Origin of the sequence: Streptomyces sp. BK208 (assembly GCF_004364245.1) — a bacterium.
Taxonomy (GTDB): Bacteria; Actinomycetota; Actinomycetes; order Streptomycetales; family Streptomycetaceae; genus Streptomyces.
This window is the reverse complement of sequence record NZ_SOAV01000001.1, coordinates 867,289-884,783: the sequence shown is the minus strand read 5'-3', so window position 1 is coordinate 884,783 and position 17,495 is coordinate 867,289. Positions and strand designations below refer to the sequence as shown.

Annotated in this window: 16 protein-coding genes, 1 tRNA gene and 1 pseudogene; 6 read left to right on the top strand and 12 right to left on the bottom strand. The window is 72.7% G+C overall.

Annotated elements, in window-relative coordinates:
* Position 1: 1 nt before the first annotated feature.
* From EV562_RS03920 to EV562_RS03895, 6 genes and pseudogenes are all read right to left on the bottom strand, one after another.
* Entirely contained in the window at positions 2–1,402 is a 1,401-nt protein-coding gene (locus tag EV562_RS03920; protein WP_133885202.1) for a glutamine synthetase family protein, read from the bottom strand.
* Between the two features lie 109 nt (positions 1,403–1,511).
* Positions 1,512–2,260 (bottom strand): annotated as a pseudogene (locus tag EV562_RS03915) (hypothetical protein).
* Between the two features lie 164 nt (positions 2,261–2,424).
* On the bottom strand, positions 2,425–3,075 hold the full coding sequence (locus EV562_RS03910) for an endonuclease (RefSeq protein ID WP_133885201.1): 651 nt from the start codon (positions 3,073–3,075) through the stop codon (positions 2,425–2,427).
* Positions 3,072–3,410, bottom strand: a complete 339-nt coding sequence (locus EV562_RS03905; RefSeq protein WP_133885200.1) for a DUF3140 domain-containing protein — start codon at positions 3,408–3,410, stop codon at positions 3,072–3,074. Before EV562_RS03905 ends, EV562_RS03910 begins: the two co-directional genes overlap by 4 nt.
* A complete protein-coding gene (locus EV562_RS03900) occupies positions 3,356–3,676 on the bottom strand; it encodes a WhiB family transcriptional regulator (protein WP_166661576.1) in 321 nt (106 codons plus the stop codon). Before EV562_RS03900 ends, EV562_RS03905 begins: the two co-directional genes overlap by 55 nt.
* A gap of 88 nt (positions 3,677–3,764) precedes the next feature.
* The gene (locus EV562_RS03895) at positions 3,765–4,574 is read right to left on the bottom strand and encodes an alpha/beta hydrolase (protein ID WP_133885199.1); all 810 of its coding nucleotides are present in this window, start codon (positions 4,572–4,574) and stop codon (positions 3,765–3,767) included.
* 178 nt (positions 4,575–4,752) lie between these two features.
* On the opposite strand from EV562_RS03895, the gene EV562_RS03890 reads away from it, so the two are divergent.
* The 3 genes from EV562_RS03890 (at position 4,753) to EV562_RS03880 (ending at position 8,371) form a co-directional block, all read left to right on the top strand.
* On the top strand, positions 4,753–5,940 hold the full coding sequence (locus tag EV562_RS03890) for a thiolase family protein (protein WP_133885198.1): 1,188 nt from the start codon (positions 4,753–4,755) through the stop codon (positions 5,938–5,940).
* Positions 5,941–6,011: 71 nt separating this feature from the next.
* Positions 6,012–7,535 carry a long-chain fatty acid--CoA ligase gene (locus EV562_RS03885; protein WP_133885197.1) on the top strand — a complete coding sequence of 508 codons (1,524 nt, stop codon included), beginning with the start codon at positions 6,012–6,014 and terminating at the stop codon, positions 7,533–7,535.
* A gap of 62 nt (positions 7,536–7,597) precedes the next feature.
* Entirely contained in the window at positions 7,598–8,371 is a 774-nt protein-coding gene (locus EV562_RS03880) for a sulfite exporter TauE/SafE family protein (RefSeq protein WP_133885196.1), read from the top strand.
* Here EV562_RS03880 and EV562_RS03875 read toward each other — a convergent pair.
* The 3 genes from EV562_RS03875 to EV562_RS03865 all read right to left on the bottom strand — a co-directional run bounded on the left by EV562_RS03875 (position 8,298) and on the right by EV562_RS03865 (position 11,858).
* Positions 8,298–10,418: an MDR family MFS transporter gene (locus EV562_RS03875; RefSeq protein WP_166661546.1), complete on the bottom strand. Its 2,121-nt coding sequence runs from the start codon at positions 10,416–10,418 to the stop codon at positions 8,298–8,300. The two genes, EV562_RS03880 and EV562_RS03875, sit on opposite strands and share 74 nt — an antisense overlap.
* 72 nt (positions 10,419–10,490) lie before the next feature.
* Entirely contained in the window at positions 10,491–11,264 is a 774-nt protein-coding gene (cobF, locus tag EV562_RS03870; protein WP_133885194.1) for a precorrin-6A synthase (deacetylating), read from the bottom strand.
* Between the two features lie 57 nt (positions 11,265–11,321).
* Positions 11,322–11,858 (bottom strand): DUF309 domain-containing protein, encoded by a 537-nt coding sequence (locus EV562_RS03865; protein ID WP_133885193.1) that lies wholly within the window; start codon positions 11,856–11,858, stop codon positions 11,322–11,324.
* Between the two features lie 100 nt (positions 11,859–11,958).
* Between EV562_RS03865 and EV562_RS03860 the strand changes: the two genes are divergently transcribed.
* Positions 11,959–12,032: transfer RNA gene (locus EV562_RS03860), tRNA-Pro, on the top strand.
* 83 nt (positions 12,033–12,115) lie between these two features.
* On the opposite strand, the gene EV562_RS03855 is transcribed toward EV562_RS03860, so the two are convergent.
* Positions 12,116–12,628 (bottom strand): Pycsar system effector family protein, encoded by a 513-nt coding sequence (locus EV562_RS03855; RefSeq protein ID WP_133885192.1) that lies wholly within the window; start codon positions 12,626–12,628, stop codon positions 12,116–12,118.
* Complete coding sequence (locus tag EV562_RS03850; protein WP_133885191.1) at positions 12,625–13,584, bottom strand: hypothetical protein; 960 nt, start codon at positions 13,582–13,584, stop codon at positions 12,625–12,627. The genes EV562_RS03855 and EV562_RS03850 overlap by 4 nt, the downstream gene beginning before the upstream one ends.
* A 249-nt stretch (positions 13,585–13,833) precedes the next feature.
* Here EV562_RS03850 and EV562_RS03845 point away from each other — a divergent pair, with 249 nt between their 5' ends.
* Positions 13,834–15,048 (top strand): adenylate/guanylate cyclase domain-containing protein, encoded by a 1,215-nt coding sequence (locus EV562_RS03845; RefSeq protein WP_133885190.1) that lies wholly within the window; start codon positions 13,834–13,836, stop codon positions 15,046–15,048.
* A 235-nt stretch (positions 15,049–15,283) separates the two neighbouring features.
* Positions 15,284–15,949 (top strand): NYN domain-containing protein, encoded by a 666-nt coding sequence (locus EV562_RS03840; RefSeq protein ID WP_133885189.1) that lies wholly within the window; start codon positions 15,284–15,286, stop codon positions 15,947–15,949.
* Here EV562_RS03840 and EV562_RS03835 read toward each other — a convergent pair.
* Complete coding sequence (locus EV562_RS03835; protein WP_166661545.1) at positions 15,866–17,488, bottom strand: ATP-binding protein; 1,623 nt, start codon at positions 17,486–17,488, stop codon at positions 15,866–15,868. The genes EV562_RS03840 and EV562_RS03835 overlap by 84 nt on opposite strands.
* Positions 17,489–17,495: the final 7 nt, after the last annotated feature.

The window sequence follows — 17,495 nt, the reverse complement described above, 5'->3', positions numbered from 1 at the left end:
CTCAGTACTTCCAGCGGTAGGCCGCCGCCACACCGTCGTCGTCCAGCCCCTCGGCCGCCTCGGCCTCGCCCAGGCGTACGGCGATCACCGCGTCGGCCAGCACCCCGCCCAGCGCCTCGCGCAGCACGTCGTCGGCGCGGAACGCCTCCACCGACTCCGCGAGGCCGACCGGCAGCCGCCGCACGCCCCGGGCCGCCGCGCCGGCCGGGTCCAGCCGGGCCGGGTCGCCGGTGGTCTCCTCGGGCAGGGGCGTGGACGAGACGATCCCGTCGAGGCCGGCGGCGATCACCGAGGCGAGGGCGAGGTACGGGTTGGCGGCGAGGTCGACCGGCTTGACCTCCAGGTTGGCCGCGCGGCCGCGGATCCCGGCGGTGCCGGTGACGATCCGCAGCGCCGCCTCGCGCGTCTCCCGGCCCCAGGCGGTGAACACCCCCGCCCACTGCGAGGGGCGCAGCCGCAGACGACTGGCGGGGCTCGGCGCGGTCATCGCGGTGAGCGCGGGCAGGTGACCGAGGACCCCGGCCACGAAGGACTCGGCCTCGGCGGTCATGCCGTACCTGCCCGCACCGCCCGCGTGGAGGTTCGTCCCGTCGCGCCAGGCGGAGAGGTGGAGGTGCCCGCCGTTGCCCACGCCCTCCCCGGCGACCGCAGGGGCGAAGGAGACGCGCAGCCCGTGCCGCATCGACACGGCCCGGATCGTCTGCCGCACCAGCAGGCTGTGGTCGGCCGCCGCCACCGGGTCGAGCGCGCCCACCGAGATCTCGAACTGCCCCGCCGCGTACTCGGGATGGAACTGCTCGACGTCCACGCCCTGCGCCGCGAGCGCCGCCAGCAGGTCGGCGGCGCAGTCGCTCAGCTCGACCTGCCGGACGGCCCCGTACGCCGGTCCGGACACGGCCGGGACGAACGCGTCGCCGTCCGCGTCGCCCCGGCCCACGGACCACTCGACCTCGACGGCGGCCTTGAAGGAGATGCCGTGCCGCTCGGCGGCCCCGGCCACGGTCCGCCGCAGGACGGTGCGTCCGCACGCCGGATGCGGCGCGCCCTCCTGCGTGAGCCGGTCGACCGGGGCCCACGCCCAGCCGGGCTGCGCCGCCAGCACGGTCAGCCGGTCGAGGTCGGGGTAGAGGCGCAGGTCGCCGTCCGGAGAGCCGAGGACGTCGGTGGCGACGATCGAGTCGTCGGCCAGGAAGGTGTCGAACACCGGCGACATGCCGACGCCCCAGGCCGCTGCCGAGGCGAGCTTCGCGGTGGGCACGGTCTTCACCCGGGTGATCCCGGCCGTGTCGACGTACGCCAGCACCACGCCGTGCACGCCCTGCCCGGTCAGCTCGCTGCTCAGCGCGGTGGCCCGCTCGGCCTCGCCGGGACGCCCGCCGGGCACGGGGTCGCTGTCGCTCACGTCTCGGCTCCTTCGCGTGCGCCGTCCGTCGCGGACCATTGTGCCGTCCGGTGATCACGCTGTCCGGGTTTCGCCGGATGTGCGCACGACGCGGTGGAGCCCGGCCGGGTCAGTCCAGGTTCGCGGGCTGCGGCGACGGGGTCTTGCCGGCCAGGACGGTCTGCAGGCGTTCGGTGCCCTGGCGTACGCCCTGCTGCACGGAGGAGCTCTGGCCGCCGTCCAGGCCGCCCCCCGTGACGGTGAGGGCGGAGGTGCCCACGCGTACGGCGGCGACGTCCAGGGTGAGCGTGACCGGGGTGCCGTCGGTGTCGCCCCGCACGGTCACGTGCAGGCCCTCGCGGGCGTCGCCCACGTCGGGCACCGAGGCCTCGGTGACCTGGACCGTGCGCTTGTCGCCGGAGTCGGTCGCGGTGAACTCGTCGCACTTCTGCGGCAGGGAGGCCATCCACTTCGGTAGAGCCCGTCGAGGAGCTGCTGGCAGTCCGAGGCGTCGGCCTTGGCGGTGAGGAAGTCGGACACGTCGACCTTGCCGACGAGCAGCCGGTCGCGCCACTTGTCCGCGTCCCCGACCTGGTTCCAGTCGCCCTCCAGGTCGGCCTCGGTGAGCAGGGCGGCCTTGGCGCCGGACTCGGTGAGGGTGCCGGGGGAGGCGCTGGGCGAACCGGTGGGTGAGCCGGTGGGCGAGCCGCTCGGCGTCTGCTCCGCCGCGTTCCGCTCGGCGACGGCGGCCTGTTCGGCGGCGGTGTCCGCGGCGCTCTCCGACCCGCCGCCGTCCGAGCAGGCCGCTGTGGTCAGCAGCGCGCCCGCCGCCAGGGCGGAGGCCAGGAGACGGACGGGGTGGGACGGACGACGGCTCATCGCGGGATGCCTCCTGGGACGGGAAACGGTGTCCTCAGCGCATCACCGGGGCCGTGGGCGCACCAGCGCAGGGGGCTGTTCGGGTGAGCCCGCCCCAGCCGCCGGCCGGGGCGGGCCGGCCAGGAGGTCAGGACGGTCCGTTACGGCGGCCGGGGGTGTTCGGGTCAGGCCGCGTGGTCGAGGGTGTCGTCGGCCACGGCCTTGTCCACCGCCGCGCGCACCAGCGCGGCCGCGAGGACGGCGGGGTCGGTGTCTCCGGCCAGGGCCAGGAGCCGGTCCGGGTCTTCGGGCAGACCGAGGCGTCCGGCGCCCTGGAGGGCCTTGCGGTCCAGGAACGGGGAGACCCCGGGCCACACCTGCTGGGCCTCCCGCAGGAAGATGTCCGCGCCGGTCGGCCCCACCCCCGGGAACTCCTGGAGCAGGCGCCGTACTTCGGCGACGTCACCGTCCGCCTCGTCGCGCAGCCTGCGCAGATCGCCGCCCCACCGCTCGGTCAGCAGCTCGGCGGCGTCGCCGAGCTGAGTGGCGGTGCGCTCGTCGTAACGCCGGTAACCGCCCCGGCCGAGCGCGTCCACCCGCTCCTGCCAGTCGGCGCCGGCCATGCGGCGCGGGTCGCGCAGCCCCGCCTCGCCGAGGGCACGGGCGGTGGCGACCGCGATGGACGCGCTGATGCGGGCGCTGAGCAGGTGCGCGAGGACCAGCAGCCGGTACAGCGGCTGCGGGGTGTCCTTCAGCCGGATGCCCGCCTCCTCGGCGTACGTCCGACCGTGCGCGTCGACGAGCCGGCGCACGGTCCCGCGCTGGCCGGCCGTCACGGCCGCGGCTTCAGCGGGTCGTGACCGACCGTCATGAGCCGGTGGCGCAGGCGGGTGTCGTCGGCCCGGGGTTCGTTCTCCAGGTCGGCCAGCGAGGTGACGGTCTCCACGACCTCGCTCATCGCCCGCAGGTCGTCCTCCGTGAGGTCGGTGCGCCGCTTCTGCAGGATCGCGAGGACGTGCCGGCCCAGCGGCGGTCCGGCGTCGTCGGGCAGCGGCTCGGTCAGTTCACCGGAGTCGCGCACCCGGAGCCAGTCCGCGAGTTCCGCGGAGGTCATGTTCACGACGCGGTGGAAGTCCTCCCACAACGCGTCGAGTTCGAGGGCGTCGGCCATGGGGTGTCCCTTGTTCCGTCGTGCGTACGTGCGTGCCGCGTGGTCGGCCGGAGCAGGGCGGTGCGCTCCGCCTCGTCGGTGCCGCCCCACACGCCCGACGTCTGCCCCGACTGCAGGGCGAACGCCAGGCACTCGGAGGCCACCGGGCATCTGGCGCAGACCCGCTTGGCGGCCGCCGTGTCGCGCTGGGCGGGTCCGACGGTCCCCACCGGGAAGAAGAGATCGGAATCCTCGTTCGCGCAGGCGGCGCGGCGCAACCACTCCATGGGGGCGCGGGTGCCCATGCGGCACAGGGGCAAACGCCCGCCGGAACCCGGGCGGAGGCATCGCGGACCCGGGCCCGGCCCGCGCCGGTCAGCGGCCGAGCACGTCGTCCAGGAAGCGGGTGACGTCCGCGAACACCTCCTCCCGATGGGTCTCGTTGAACAGCTCGTGCCGGGCGCCCGGGTAGATCCGTTCCGTCAGGTCCCCGCCGCTGAGCCGCTCGACACCGGGGCGGCTGCCGGGCAGCGGCACCAGCCGGTCGTCCTCCCCGTGCACCCACAGCAGCGGCAGCCGGCCGACGTCGCCGCCCTGGGCCACGGTCTCCAGCGTCCGCTCGAACGCCTCCAGGGTCGGCCGCTTCATCGGCCCGTGCCAGACCAGCGGATCCGCCGCGTACGCCGCTCCCACCGCCGGGTCGCGGGAGAGCGAGGCCGGGCTGATCGGGGTGTCGGGGATCTCCTCCAGGGCCAGCAGCCGGCGCGGCAGCTCCCAGTCGCCGATGACGGGCCCCGACAGCACCAGGGCCGTCAGCTCGCCGGGGTGGCGCTGGGCGTAGCGGGAGGCGACGAGCCCGCCCATGGAGTGCCCGACCATGACGACCGGCAGGCCCGGACGGGCGGTGCGGGCGAGTGCGGCCACGGCGTGCACATCGGTGACCACGTCCTCGAAGTCCTCGATCACCACCCGCTCGCCGTCCGAGCGCCCGTGCCCGGCGTGGTCCGGGGCGTAGACGGCGCCGCCGTGGCCGGTCAGGACGCCGGCGACCTCCTCGTAGCGGCCGGAGTGCTCGCCGTAGCCGTGGACCAGCAGGGCGACGTAGCGGGGACGCCGCGCGGGCCACTCGCGGACGCTGATCCGCCCCCGCGTTCCGGTCAGCGTGTGCTCGCGGGCCTCGGCCATGTCTCCTCCGGCGCGTCGGTGACGGTCCCGGGGGGATCTTCCCAGGACACCGTCCCGCGGTCTATAGTCTAAAACTAGCAGTGCTAATTAAGGGTAGTGCTCATCAAGGTGCGCGGTGGGCCGGCGCGGCGGCGGTGCGCCGCCCGGCGGACCGCGCGACGACGGTCAGGAGTCCCCCGTGCGTCCCGTCCACTTCGCGGCCGCCCGCCGCACCCCGATCGGCAAGCTGCGCGGTTCCCTGTCGACCGTGCGGCCCGACGACCTCGCCGCCGCGGTGATCCGGGGCCTGGTCGCCGACGTGCCCGCGCTCGACCCGGCCCGCGTCGACGACGTCTACTGGGGCGCCGCCAACCAGGCAGGCGAGGACAACCGCAACGTCGCCCGCATGGCCGCCCTGCTCGCGGGCCTGCCCGAGACCGTGCCCGGCGCCACCGTGAACCGGCTGTGCGCCTCCGGTCTCGAAGCCGTCACCACCGCCGCCCGCACCATCGCCGCGGGCGAGGCCGACATCGTGCTGGCGGGCGGCTCCGAGTCCATGAGCCGCGCCCCCTTCGTGCTGCCCCGCCCCGACGAGGCGCTGCCGCACCGCATCGAGACCGCCGACACCCGGCTCGGCTGGCGCCTGGTCAACCCGGCGATGAAGGACCTGCACGGCCTGCTGGCCATGGGGGAGACGGCCGAGGAGGTCGCCGGGCGGTACGGCGTCCCGCGCGAGCGTCAGGACGAGTTCGCCCTGCGCAGCCACCGTCTGGCCGCCGAGGCCCGCAAGAACGGCCACTTCGACGACGAGATCCTCCCCGTCGAGCGCCCCGACGGCGTGGTCGTCGACACCGACGAGTGCGTCCGCGAGGACACCTCCCTGGAGAAGCTGGGCCGCCTCAAGCCCGTCTTCCGCCCCGGCGGCACGGTCACCGCGGGCAACGCCTCCCCGATGAACGACGGGGCCGCCGGCCTCCTCCTGGTCAGCGAGGAGGCACTGAACGAGCTCGGTCTGGAGTCGCTGGGCCGCTACGTCGCGGGCGGCTCGGCCGGTGTCCATCCGGACGTCATGGGCATCGGCCCGGTCCCCGCCACCCGCAAGGTCCTCGCCCGGGCCGGCTGGAGCATCGGCGACATCGCCGAGGCCGAGTTCAACGAGGCGTTCGCCGCCCAGGCCCTCGCCTGCGTCGACCAGCTCGGCATCGACCCCGGCCTGGTCAACCCCACCGGCGGCGCCATCGCGCTGGGCCACCCGCTCGGCTGCTCCGGCGCCCGCATCCTCACCACCCTGCTCCACCGCATGCGCCGTACGGGAGCCGGCCGCGGGCTGGCCACGATGTGCGTGGGCGTGGGGCAGGGCAGCGCGGTGCTCGTCGAACGCCACTAGGACGTACCCGAGCCACCCCGCCCGCACCAGCCACCCTCTGCAGAGCCGCAGCAAGGAACGGAGCAACACCCATGGCAACCCTCTCCGTCGCCGCCATCCTCGCCGAGAACGCCCGGCGCCGCCCCGACAAGGAGGCGCTGGTCGAGGGCGACCTGAGGCTGACCTTCGCCGAGGTGTGGCGGCGGGCCCGCGCCCAGGCCGGTGCCCTCGTCGGCCTGGACGTCCGGCCGGGGGACCGGGTGGCGCTGATGGCGCCGAACACCGCCGAGTTCCCGCAGGCGTACTACGCCGTCGCCGCGGCCGGTGCCGTCGTCGTACCCGTGCACCTGCTGCTGTCGGCCGCCGAGGTCGAGCACGTCCTGCGCGACAGCGGCGCCACCCTGCTGCTGTGCCATCCGGCGCAGGCGGAGACCGGAGCGGCCGCGGCGCGGGAGACCGGCGTACGGATGGTCACGCTCGGCGACGAGTTCGGCAAGCTCGCCGCGGACGCCGAACCCCTGCCCACCTACGTCACCCGCGACGCCGACGACCCGGCCGTCGTCTTCTACACCAGCGGCACGACCGGCGTCCCCAAGGGCGCCGTGCTCAGCCACTTCAACCTGGTGATGAACGCGACGGTCAACGCCTTCGACGCCAACGACATCCGGCCCGACGACGTGGCGCTCGGCGCGCTGCCGCTCTTCCACGCCTTCGGCCAGACCGTCTCCCTGAACTCCACCTGGCGGGCGGGCGCGACCCTCGTGCTGCTGCCGCGCTTCGACGCGGCGCGCGCCATCGAGCTGATGGTGAGGGAGAAGGTCAACACCTTCCACGGGGTGCCCACCATGTTCGTCGCCCTCGCCGCCGCGGCGGCCGCCGCCGAAGCCCTGCCCGAGCTGCGGGTGTGCGTCTCCGGCGGCGCCTCCCTGCCGGTCGCCGTCCTCGAACGGTTCGAGGAGGCGTTCGGGGCCAGGATCTACGAGGGGTACGGGCTGTCGGAGACCTCTCCGGCGGCGTCCGTGAACCAGCCGGTGTTCGGCGCCAGGCCCGGCACCATCGGCCACCCGCTGTGGGGCGTGGACGTGGAGATCGCCCGCGCCGAGGTCGAGCACGCGGTGGAGCTGCTGCCGGCCGGCGAGCTGGGCGAGGTCGTGGTCCGCGGGCACAACGTCTTCTCCGGCTACCTCGGCCGCCCCGAGGCCACCGCGCAGGCGCTGGTCGACGGCTGGTTCCGCACCGGGGACCTGGGCACCAAGGACGAGGACGGGTTCCTCAGGATCGTCGACCGGAAGAAGGACGTCATCATCCGGGGCGGCTACAACGTCTACCCCCGGGAGGTCGAGGAGGTGCTGATGCGCCACCCCGGCATCGCCCAGGTCGCCGTCATCGGACTCCCGGACGAACTGCACGGCGAGGAGGTCTGCGCGGTGGTCGTACGCGCCCCCGGTACGACACCGGACGCCACGCCGGACGCCGCCGCGATCACCGAGTGGTCCAAGCAGCACCTCGGGCGGCACAAGTACCCGCGCCGGGTCGAGTTCGCCGACGAGCTGCCGCTCGGGCCGAGCATGAAGGTGCTCAAGCGGGAGCTGAGGGCCGCGTACACGGACCGCTGAGGATCAAGGGGCGAGACGGCGCTCACGGCACCGGCCGGGCCCGCATAGCATCGGTCCCCGCAATGGACACCATCTCGCTCTCGCACCTCACCGGCTGGGAATTCGCCGCCCTCGCCTTCGCGGCCCTGCTCGTCGGCTTCTCCAAGACCGCGGTGAGCGGGGCCAACACGGTCAGCCTCGCCATCTTCGCCGCGGTCCTGCCGGCCCGCGCCTCCACCGGCATCCTGCTGCCGGTCCTGATCGCCGGTGACGTCCTCGCCGTCCTCACCTACCGGCGCCACGCCCACTGGCCCACGCTGTGGCGGCTGTTCCCCGCGGTCGGCGTGGGCGTCGTCGTCGGCACCGTCTTCCTGGTGTGGGCCGACGACGCCGCCGTCCGCACGTCGATCGGCGTGATCCTGCTGTTCATGGCCGGGGTGACCATGTGGCGCCGGCGGCAGGCCGACTCCGCCGAGCAGCCGGAGGAGGCCGCCTCGCGCACCGGGCGCGTGAAGGCCCGCTCGTACGGCGTCCTCGGCGGGTTCACCACGATGGTCGCCAACGCGGGCGGCCCGGTGATGTCGCTGTACCTGTTGTCCGCGGGGTTCAGGAAACTCGGCTTCCTGGGCACGTCGGCGTTCTTCTTCCTGATCGTCAACGTCTCCAAGCTGCCCTTCAGCGCGGGCCTCGGCCTGATCGACGGCCGCTCGCTGCTGCTCGACGCGGTGCTGGTCGTGTTCGTGGTGCCCGGCGCGTTCCTCGGCAAGTGGGCCGTGCGCCGGATCAACCAACTCCTGTTCGAGCGCCTGGTGATCGCGGCGACGGTCGTGGGCGGCCTGCAGCTCCTGCTGGCCTGACGTGCTGCGGGAGCCCGTGGCTCAGATCCTCCACCAGCAGGCGCTTGGCGATCGCGTCGAGGGCGGCCCGCAGCTCCGCGTCCGAGGGGCGGCCGATGTCCCGCTCCACCCGGTCCTCCAGCCAGGTCGCCCAGGCCCGGCCGATGACGAGGGCCTCACGTGCCCCGGCCTCGGTGTGCGAGAGCAGGGAGCCCTCGCGGGTGAGGAACCCCTCGGCCACCATCCGGTCGAAGACCGGCAGCAGGACCTCCGGCGGCATCCGGCGGCGGGCCGCGATCAGACCCAGGCTGGCGTGCCCGACCAGCCGCGTGAACACCTCGACCTGCATCACGGCCCAGGCACCGGCGACGTCCAGCCGGGTGTCGCTGTCCGCGACGATCCGGCGCGCGGTGTCCAGCTCCGTACTGCCGATGATCTTACCGACGGAGGCCTCCAGCGTCCGCCTGCTGCTGGCGTCGTGCGGCGAGCCGAAGCCCTCACCCATGTCCGTGGACCCCGCCCGGGCGCTGTCGCGCAGCTGGACCTGCTTGAGGAACAGGGCGACCACGAAACCCAGGACCGCGACCGGCACCGTCCACAGGAACACCGTCTGGATCGTGTCCGCGTACGCGCCGACGACCGGCGCCGACGCCTGCGGCGGCAGCCGGTGCACGCCCTCGGGACTCGTCGACGCCCGGGCGATCACCGACGGGTCGGCGGCCCCGGTGCGGGTCGCCGCCGCCACGCCGTCCCGCAGGTTGGGGCCGAGCGCGTTGGAGTAGATGGTGCCGAACACGGCGGTGCCGAAGGAACTGCCCAGCGTCCGGAAGAAGGTGACGCCGGAGGTCGCGGTGCCCAGGTCGGCGTAGTCGACCGTGTTCTGCACGGCGATGGTCAGCACCTGCATGGACAGGCCGATCCCCGTGCCGAGGACGAACATGTACAGCGACTCCGGCCCCGCGCCCGTGGCCGGACCCATCAGCGACATCAGGTACAGGCCCACGCCCATCACCAGCGTGCCCACGATGGGGAACAGCCGGTACCGCCCCGTCTTGCTGACCACGTTGCCGCTGAACACCGAGGCGATCAGCAGCCCCGCCACCATCGGCAGTGTCCGTACGCCCGAGACGGTGGCCGAGTCGCCGTCGACGTACTGCAGGTACGTCGGCAGGTACGTCAGCGCGCCCAGCATCGCGAAGCCGACGATGAAGCTGAGGACCGAGCAGACCGTGAAGACCGGGTTGGAGAACAGCCGCATCGGCAGCATCGGTTCGGCCGCGCGGGCCTCCACCCGGCAGAACAGTCCCAGCGCGACCAGGCCGCCCGCGAACAGACCGACGATCACCGCCGAACCCCACGCGTACTCGTTGCCGCCCCAGCTCGTCGCCAGGATCAGCGCGCCGGCACCGGCCGCGACCAGCGCGATGCCCGCGTAGTCGATGACGGGACGGGCGGCCGACTTCACCACCGGGATGGTGCGGGCGGCGGCGATCACCACGACGACCGCGATGGGCACGTTGACGTAGAACGCCCAGCGCCACGACAGGTGATCGGTGAACAGCCCGCCCAGCAGCGGTCCGACGACCGTCGCGACACCGAACACCGCGCCGATCGCGCCCTGGTACTTGCCCCGCTCCCGCAACGGGATGACGTCAGCGATCAGCGCCATCGCCGTCACCATCAGGCCGCCCGCCCCGACGCCCTGCACCGCCCGCCAGACGATCAGCAGCGGCATGTTCGTCGCCAGCCCGCACAGGAAGGAGCCGGTGATGAACACCACCGCGGACACCTGGAAGACGACCTTGCGGCCGAACAGGTCGCCGAACTTGCCCACCAGGACCGTCGCCACGGTCTCCGCGAGCAGGTACGAGGTCACCACCCACGACATGTGCTCGGCGCCGCCCAGGTCCGACACGATGGTGGGCAGCGCGGTGCCGACGATCGTCTGGTCCAGTGCCGCGAGCAGCATGCCGAGCATGATCGTGACGAAGACGACGTTGCGGCGCCGCCGGTCCAGCACGGGCGGCTGGGCGGCTGCGGTCCGCGGCGCTTCCTCGGCGACTGTCACGCGGCCACGATCACACCGGTGCACCGGCCACGCATGCGGGGACGGTCCGCCCGGGTGCGCCCGAGGGCCCGGTCAGCGCTCTCCCGGATTGCGCCGCAGCAGATACGTGTCCATGATCCAGCCCTTGCGCTCGCGCGCCTCGGCACGCAGCCGCTCGATGCGGGGTCCGGCCTCCGCGATCGGGCCGGAGTCGAGGATCTCGTCCGGAGTGCCCAGGTAGGCGCCCCAGTAGATGTCGATGTCCTGGTCCGCGTACCGCCGGAAGGCCTGCTGGGCGTCCAGCATCACGACGACGTCGTCCGCGTCCGCCGGGAAGCCCTCGGCGAGCCGTCGCCCCGTGGTGATCTGCACCGGCCGCGCCACCCGGTTCAGCCCGGTGCGGTGCCGGGCCGCCAGCGAGGAGACGCTGCTGATGCCGGGCACGACGTCGTACGCGAACGACACCGCCCCGTGCTCCAGCACCTCCTCCAGGACGCCCAGCGTGCTGTCGTACAGCGCCGGGTCGCCCCAGACCAGGAACGCGCCGCTCTCGTCCTCGCCCAGCTCCTCGGCGATCAGCCGCTCGAACAGGCGGGCGCGGGCGCTGCGCCAGTCCCCGACGGCCGAGGAGTACGCCGCGCCGCCCGCGCCCCGGTCCCGCTCGGGGTCGCGTGCCTCGACGACGCGGTAGGTCCCCTCCGGCACGTGCGTCTCCAGCAGGTGCCGGCGCAGCCCCACCAGGTCGGCCTTGACCTCGCCCTTGTCCAGGACGAAGAACACGTCGGTGCTCCGCAGCGCCCGCACCGCCTGCAGGGTCAGCTGGTCCGGGTCGCCCGCGCCGATACCGATCACATGAATGCTCCGCACGTCACGAGTCTGCCGTACGCCACGGACCCGGCACCTGCGGGGCCGCCCCCTCGGGGGTCAGCCCCGCAGCCGGGGTGCCCGCGCCCCCGCGTCCACGCTTGCGCCGTCCTCCACCTCACCTGCCAGCTCCCGGGCCCACCCGGCGACCGCCCCGAGGTCCATCCCGTACGGCCGCGCGCGACCGTCGGACGCCGCCCACCCCGTCACGGCCCCCGCCCCGCGCCGCAGCAGCCTGGCCCCGCCGGTGACGTTGCCGCGTGCCGCGTGGGTGAGCCCGACGGCCAGCTGGGCCAGCCCCCGCCACAGCTCCCGCTCCTCGTCGGGCCCCGACTTCCAGGCGTCCTCGAACACCTCGTGCGCGTGGAACGGCTTGCCGTCGTCCAGCAGCCGCTGCGCCTCGGCGACGGTCTCGTCCGGGGCCCTCACGACCCCCTCGGGCTGACGCGGCACACCGTCCGCCCCGTACGGCAGGGGGCGGCCGAGCCCGTCCCGCGGCCGGGCGTTGCGCGCCCGCCCCTCGTCGTCGCGGTCCCGCGCGTCCGCCGGGCGGCCGGGTGCTGTGCTGTCCATGGGGCTGTCGGCAGGGCTGTCCATGGCACCGATTGTCCCTCGCCCGTGCCCGCTTAGGCGTGGCCCGGCGGGTGGGGTAAAGTGCTGTCCGCGTGATCGCGCGGTGCACCGCGCGTGAGCACATCGGGACGTGGCGCAGCTTGGTAGCGCACTTGACTGGGGGTCAAGGGGTCGCAGGTTCAAATCCTGTCGTCCCGACTCTGCGAGACCGCAGATCGGATCATCGGGTGGGTGGCGGACGCCACCCACCCGATCTGTGTGCGCGGGCACCGTGCCGGGGGTCAGCTGCCGGACAGCAGGGCCACGGCGAGGGCGACGGCCATGAGGGGCAGCACCGCGATCATCAGGTCGACCGCCCACCTGATCAGCCGGTACTTGCGCCAGACGATGCCGCTCAGCCGGACCAGGGTGCGACATCTCTCCTCGTCGACGGACAGCTCTCTGGCCAGTCGCTCGGGTGCCGGGGCGTAGCGGCGCCAGGTCGCGAAGTAGCGCTGTCCCGCACCGCCCCTCCCCACTACCGGGCGCAGGACGAGCAGCAGCAGCTCCGCAACCGCGCACACGCCGGTCAGCGCCGCGACGCAGAGCCATCGTGCGCCGCCGTGCAGAGGAGCCGCGACGGCAGACGCGCCCGCGACCGAGAACGCCGTGAATCCGATGCCCACCACGGTGAGGAGGGCGGCCGACTTGGCGTCGGCCCGGGCGTTCTCCTGCCGGGTCACCTCGATCAGGGCATCGACGTCGGCCGGGCTCGCGGGCTCGGGCCCCACCGGGGGGCGGGACGTGGTGCTCATGCTGCCTCCTTCTCCTGCACGAGGTCCGACACCAGACGCTTCGCCAGGCGCCGCAGGGCGATGTCGTCGCGACGGGTCGCCTCCCACGCCGCTGGACGGGGGGCGTCACCGAGCCACGACTCGACCGCGGCGTACAGTGCCGCGCCGGGCCCGGCGCCGGCTGCGGTCCGGTCCAGCAGGTCCCGCAGCACCGCGTCGGCGCCCTCGGCGAGCGCGTCGTCGCTCTCCCCGATCGCCGGCGACAGGCGCAGGGTGTCGTCGGCCGGCACGGACACGGACCCTCCCCGATTGGCCAGCGGCAGCAGGAGGCAGTCGTGCAGCCAGCCGACGCCCGCCACCTCCCGGACCACCCGCAGGCACCTGTCGATGTCGGCGCGCAGCTCGTCCCGTGCCGCTCCGCTGCCCGGCACCCTGCCCCCGCCGTCCCACGCGTTCTTGCGACAGATGAGCGCGTCCAGTGGCCAGGCATCCGCCCGCGGCCCCGGCGAGGCCGTGTAGCCGAGCAGGAAGCGGAACACGTCCGCCAGCCAGGGGTCCTCGCAGGAGACCGCGATCCGGCCTACCGTGCCGTCCCGCCGCTGAGGCCGGGCCACCCCGCCCCTGGCCACGCGACCCTGACGGTTCAGCTCCGCGAGCTGCGACCGGGCGCTGCTGGTGAGGTAGGCGAAGGCGGCCTCGGGAAGGAGGCCGGCGGGCCGGAAACGCATGTGCATGGCCCCGTGCGCCGACGTCCAGACCTCCATGAAGAGGTCGACGCAACCCACGCCCTCGCAGACCTCGCGGGGCCGACGCGCGCTCCGGTCGGCGTCCCCGAAGGGTGCCGGCCGATGACAGGGGCCCGAACCGTGGGCGTCGTGGAGGGCCTGCCGGGCACGGCGCGTGATGCTCCAGACGATGCTCGCGCTGCGGGGCAGACAGGTGTCGGGAGCGGTGCAGAAGGCAACGGACTGCGGCATGACACGTCCCTGGAGATGAGGAGGCCCACGTATGTGGGGCCGGCCCGTGCGGGCCAACGTGTCCTGTGCACAGCACAGCAGGAGCGAAGTGCTCAGTCGCGTCCGAGCGACTCCGTCACTATGACGGCCGCCGCCGGAAGGTGTCAACGGCGCCCCCGAGGGCGGGTGGTCGGGGGCCCCGTCCGTTAGTAGGTGCCGAGCCCGTCAGGGCCGCGTTCTCCTACCGCACCGCACAGAAGGGTGACAGACATGGCCACTCAGCTTCGTGAGGCGTTCGCCGAACCCCAGTCCCGGGAGGCACGTACCGTCCTGTTCATCGACCAGGTCGGATCGACGGCCATGAAGGAGCAGCAGCCGGAGGCCAGTTGGCTGCCGGCGCTCGGCTGGCTGTACGACGCGGTCACCGCGCTGGCCGTGCAGGCGGACCCCGAGGCGGAGATCAAGTACCTCGGGGACGGCATCATGATCACGTTCGACAGTGACCGGGCGACCGACGCGGTGAACGTCGCCGTGGCGGTCCAGGAGGCGGTCCACGACGCGAACCAGGGCAGGACGGGGGCGCGCGGAATCATCGACTTCAACGTCAGCATCGGGGTCGGCACGGGGTCGGTCGTCGCCTTCACCACGCCGACGGGCGGCCACGACTACGTCGGCACCGTGGTCGACAAGGCGAAGCGCCTGTGCGACGCCGCCTCCCCGAAGGCCATCTTCGTCGACCGGGCCACGGCGTCCGCCGCCAACGTCATGAAGATCGCCAGTCGGCTCGGTATCGCCCTCGGCCGCGCCCCCGAGCAGTACCAGGGAGATGTGCAGCGAGCCCCGCTGAAGGGCTTCGACCAGCCCGTGGAGTACTACGAGATCCTCTGGGACCAACAGCTGTACGGCCTGAAGTCCGAAGCGGTGACGCGCAACACCGACCGCATGCGCCAGGCGCCGTCCTCGCCGCCCGGCACGACCCGCCTTCCCCTCGAGCGCGCCGCGGGCAAGCGGCAACCGGCCCAGGACAAGCGGCAGGGAACGCTGGAGGACCGGCACTCGGGAGAGGTGACCTGCTGGAAGCCCGGTGCCAACTTCGGATTCGTCCGTGATCCCCGGTCCGGCGAGGACTTCTACTTCCGTGCCGATCATCTGGTCTATCCGGAGGACGCCGGCCAGTCCCTGCGTGTCGGCAGCCGGGTCGTGTTCGTGGGTACGGGGCGGGTCGACGGCGAGCGCAATCGCCATGCCGTGGGCATCCTTCTCGTCGACGACTACGCGGAGGGCACCCTGAAGCTGCCCGAGGGCAAGGCCCACGGCTGGCTACGCGTTCAGGACCGCCTCGGCAACAGCCACCACGTCTTCACTCCCCGCTCGGCGGTTCAGGGCTTCGCGGCCGGATCTCTGCTGAGCTTCAAGGTCGTGGCGAACGAGAAGGGTGGGCTGGCCGAGGAGATCGAGGAACCCGGAGAGGAGGACGCGGCTTGACGTCCCGGCGACGACGCTGACACCGGGGGGCGGGTTCCCCGGAAGGCGGGGACCCGCCCCCACCGAGTGACTCTCCCTTGAAGTCGCGTGTCCCTTTCACTACAGTTCGTAGTGCCCCCGCTGCTAGCGTCGCCTCTGGAAACAGACCTGTGGCCCCCAGCGGGGTTTTTCTTTGTCGCTTTGTTCTCGGTCACTTTCTTCTCTAGGGGGGCAGAGGGTGGGATCGGGTTGCCTGGTGCTGGTCGACGGATGGAACCACTACGTCGCCGCCTTGCGGTGTTTCGGATACGGCCCCGCCGCCAAGTTTCCGCTCGACCGGCTGGCCCGGTACGCGGCCGCCGAGACGGGTGCGGACAGCGTCAACGACGCTGCTGTGGTCATGGCCCTTCCGGACCGCAACCATCCCGGCGAGGCACCGGAGTTCCACACCTGGCGAAAGCGGCTGCGCAAGCTGTCCAACTACGGTGTACGGCACGAGCGGGCCCGCTTCAGCTATCAAGCCTTGGCGTGCGCTCAGTGCAGTACGTCGCTGGATCGCAGCGTGACGTGCGGCAACTGCGGCACGTCGAACACCATGGCTGGGCGGCGCAAGGAAAAGGGCGCCGACATCAGGCTCGCCTCCTTGGCGCTCCGCGGGGCCTGGCAGCAGGACTACGCCTCGCTGATCATCCTGTCGCAGGACTCCGATTTCGGCCCCATGGTCCAAGAGGTCAAGAAGGTCCACCAGTCACAGGGCAGGCGTTACGCGCTGTACTCGGCGTTTCCGACCTGCACGCGTGCCGACCACGAGCACCGGCCCATCCCCGGCACGAAGGAACTACGGCTGGATCCCGGCGTCTACGCCGCTCTGATCGACCGGCCCAGTATCCACGTCACCGGCCGGAACGCGGGGTCGGTCTGACGAGGCGGCAGCCGTGCCCGGAACCGGAGACTCGGGCAGCCAGCGCAGCACGTCATTGCAGTACTCGCGGAACTGTTCCATGAGCAGCGGAGAGGTGCCGGAACGCCGGTTGTGCGCCATCGGCGTACGCATCCGTGCGATCAGCTCCAATCGCTCCTGCCAGCCGTCCTTGGAGTGGCCCAGGGCCGGTCTCAGTTGCTCCCAGTGCATCATGATGACGGCCAGAAGGTCCTGCGGGTAGGCGTAGTCGAGCGGGTTCTCGTCCGGGGCGAGTCGACCGAAGCTCCGCCGCACCCGTTCCTGCCGTTCCTCGCACTTGTCGATCAGCCGCTTCTGGCACTCACGGAGCCTGTCCAGCCAGACTTCGCCGTATACGGCCCGCAGAGCGACGGTGAGGGCGGCCCGCAGTCTCGTTTCGGTGCGCTGCCACAGCGACCAGTCGTCCGATCTCCGCTCCAGCAGCCCCAGGTACTCCTGGAAGCTCTCCGAGAAACCCGCCCAGCCGTCAGCGGTGGGACGGACGATGCCTTCCTTGGCCAGCCGCTCGGCATCCTGGGGCTGGGCGGTGACCTGAGGACCGAAGACCACTTCCAGGAGCGTCTTGAGCCGGTCCTCGTCACGCAGCAGTTCCAGCATCTGCTCGTGGTGCCGCACGGTCAGTTCGCCGCACGCGGCGACGGCCTCGCCGAGATGTCGTGGCAGTTGCGCGGCCGGGGGGAGGCCGTGTGCCGCCCACCTGTCGTGCACGACCGACAGGAGCGCGGACGCAAGGAACGGCTGACCGCCGGTTTCCCGCTCGAGCCATGTCAGCAACGGCGGGCCCAGTTCCGTGTCGACGTACGGCGACCGTGCCACCAGCGCCGAGAGCTCGCGGGTGTCGAAACAGCCCAGGGTGATGGGCAGTCCGAAGATCTGCGGGAACGTGGACAGCTCGGGTGTCGACCGCACCACGATCTCCGCCAGGCTCCGTCGAGAGGCCGTGACGAGGGCGACACGCACATCCGGCGCATAGGCGAGGGCACGAAGGAGCTCGAAGGGCGCGGAACGCCGGAAGATGTTCCGTGCGGCGTCGAACTCGTCCAGTACGGCTACGACCTGGTACTTGAGCCACCTCAGCCGACGCAGGTAGGTACGTAGTTGCATCCGCATGTCGTCCCAGGACGCGGTCGTGGACAGTGACTCGTACTGTGCCTTCATCCGGTCGGCGTCCGGGCTGTGTTCGGACAGCCAGGTCTGGACGGAGTGCGCGAGCTCGCGGAAGAGGGACTGCTCCGAGTCGCAACCGCTGACGGTGATCCACACCGGAATGAAGGTCAGCCCCCGGGCACTGCGGCCGGTGGCGAACTGTTCATGGACGTGCCGGGCGAGGCTGGACTTGCCGACCCGGGGCGGTCCGACGATCGACACCGACGCGGTCTCCAGTGAAGCGAACGTCCGGTTGCGGATGGAGCTGATCGCCGCGGTGCGGCCGACGAACTCCGCTCCCGCTACGGGAGACCCGTACCCGGCGTAGGGGTTGGCCTCAGGGTCCACCGGCATCCACGCG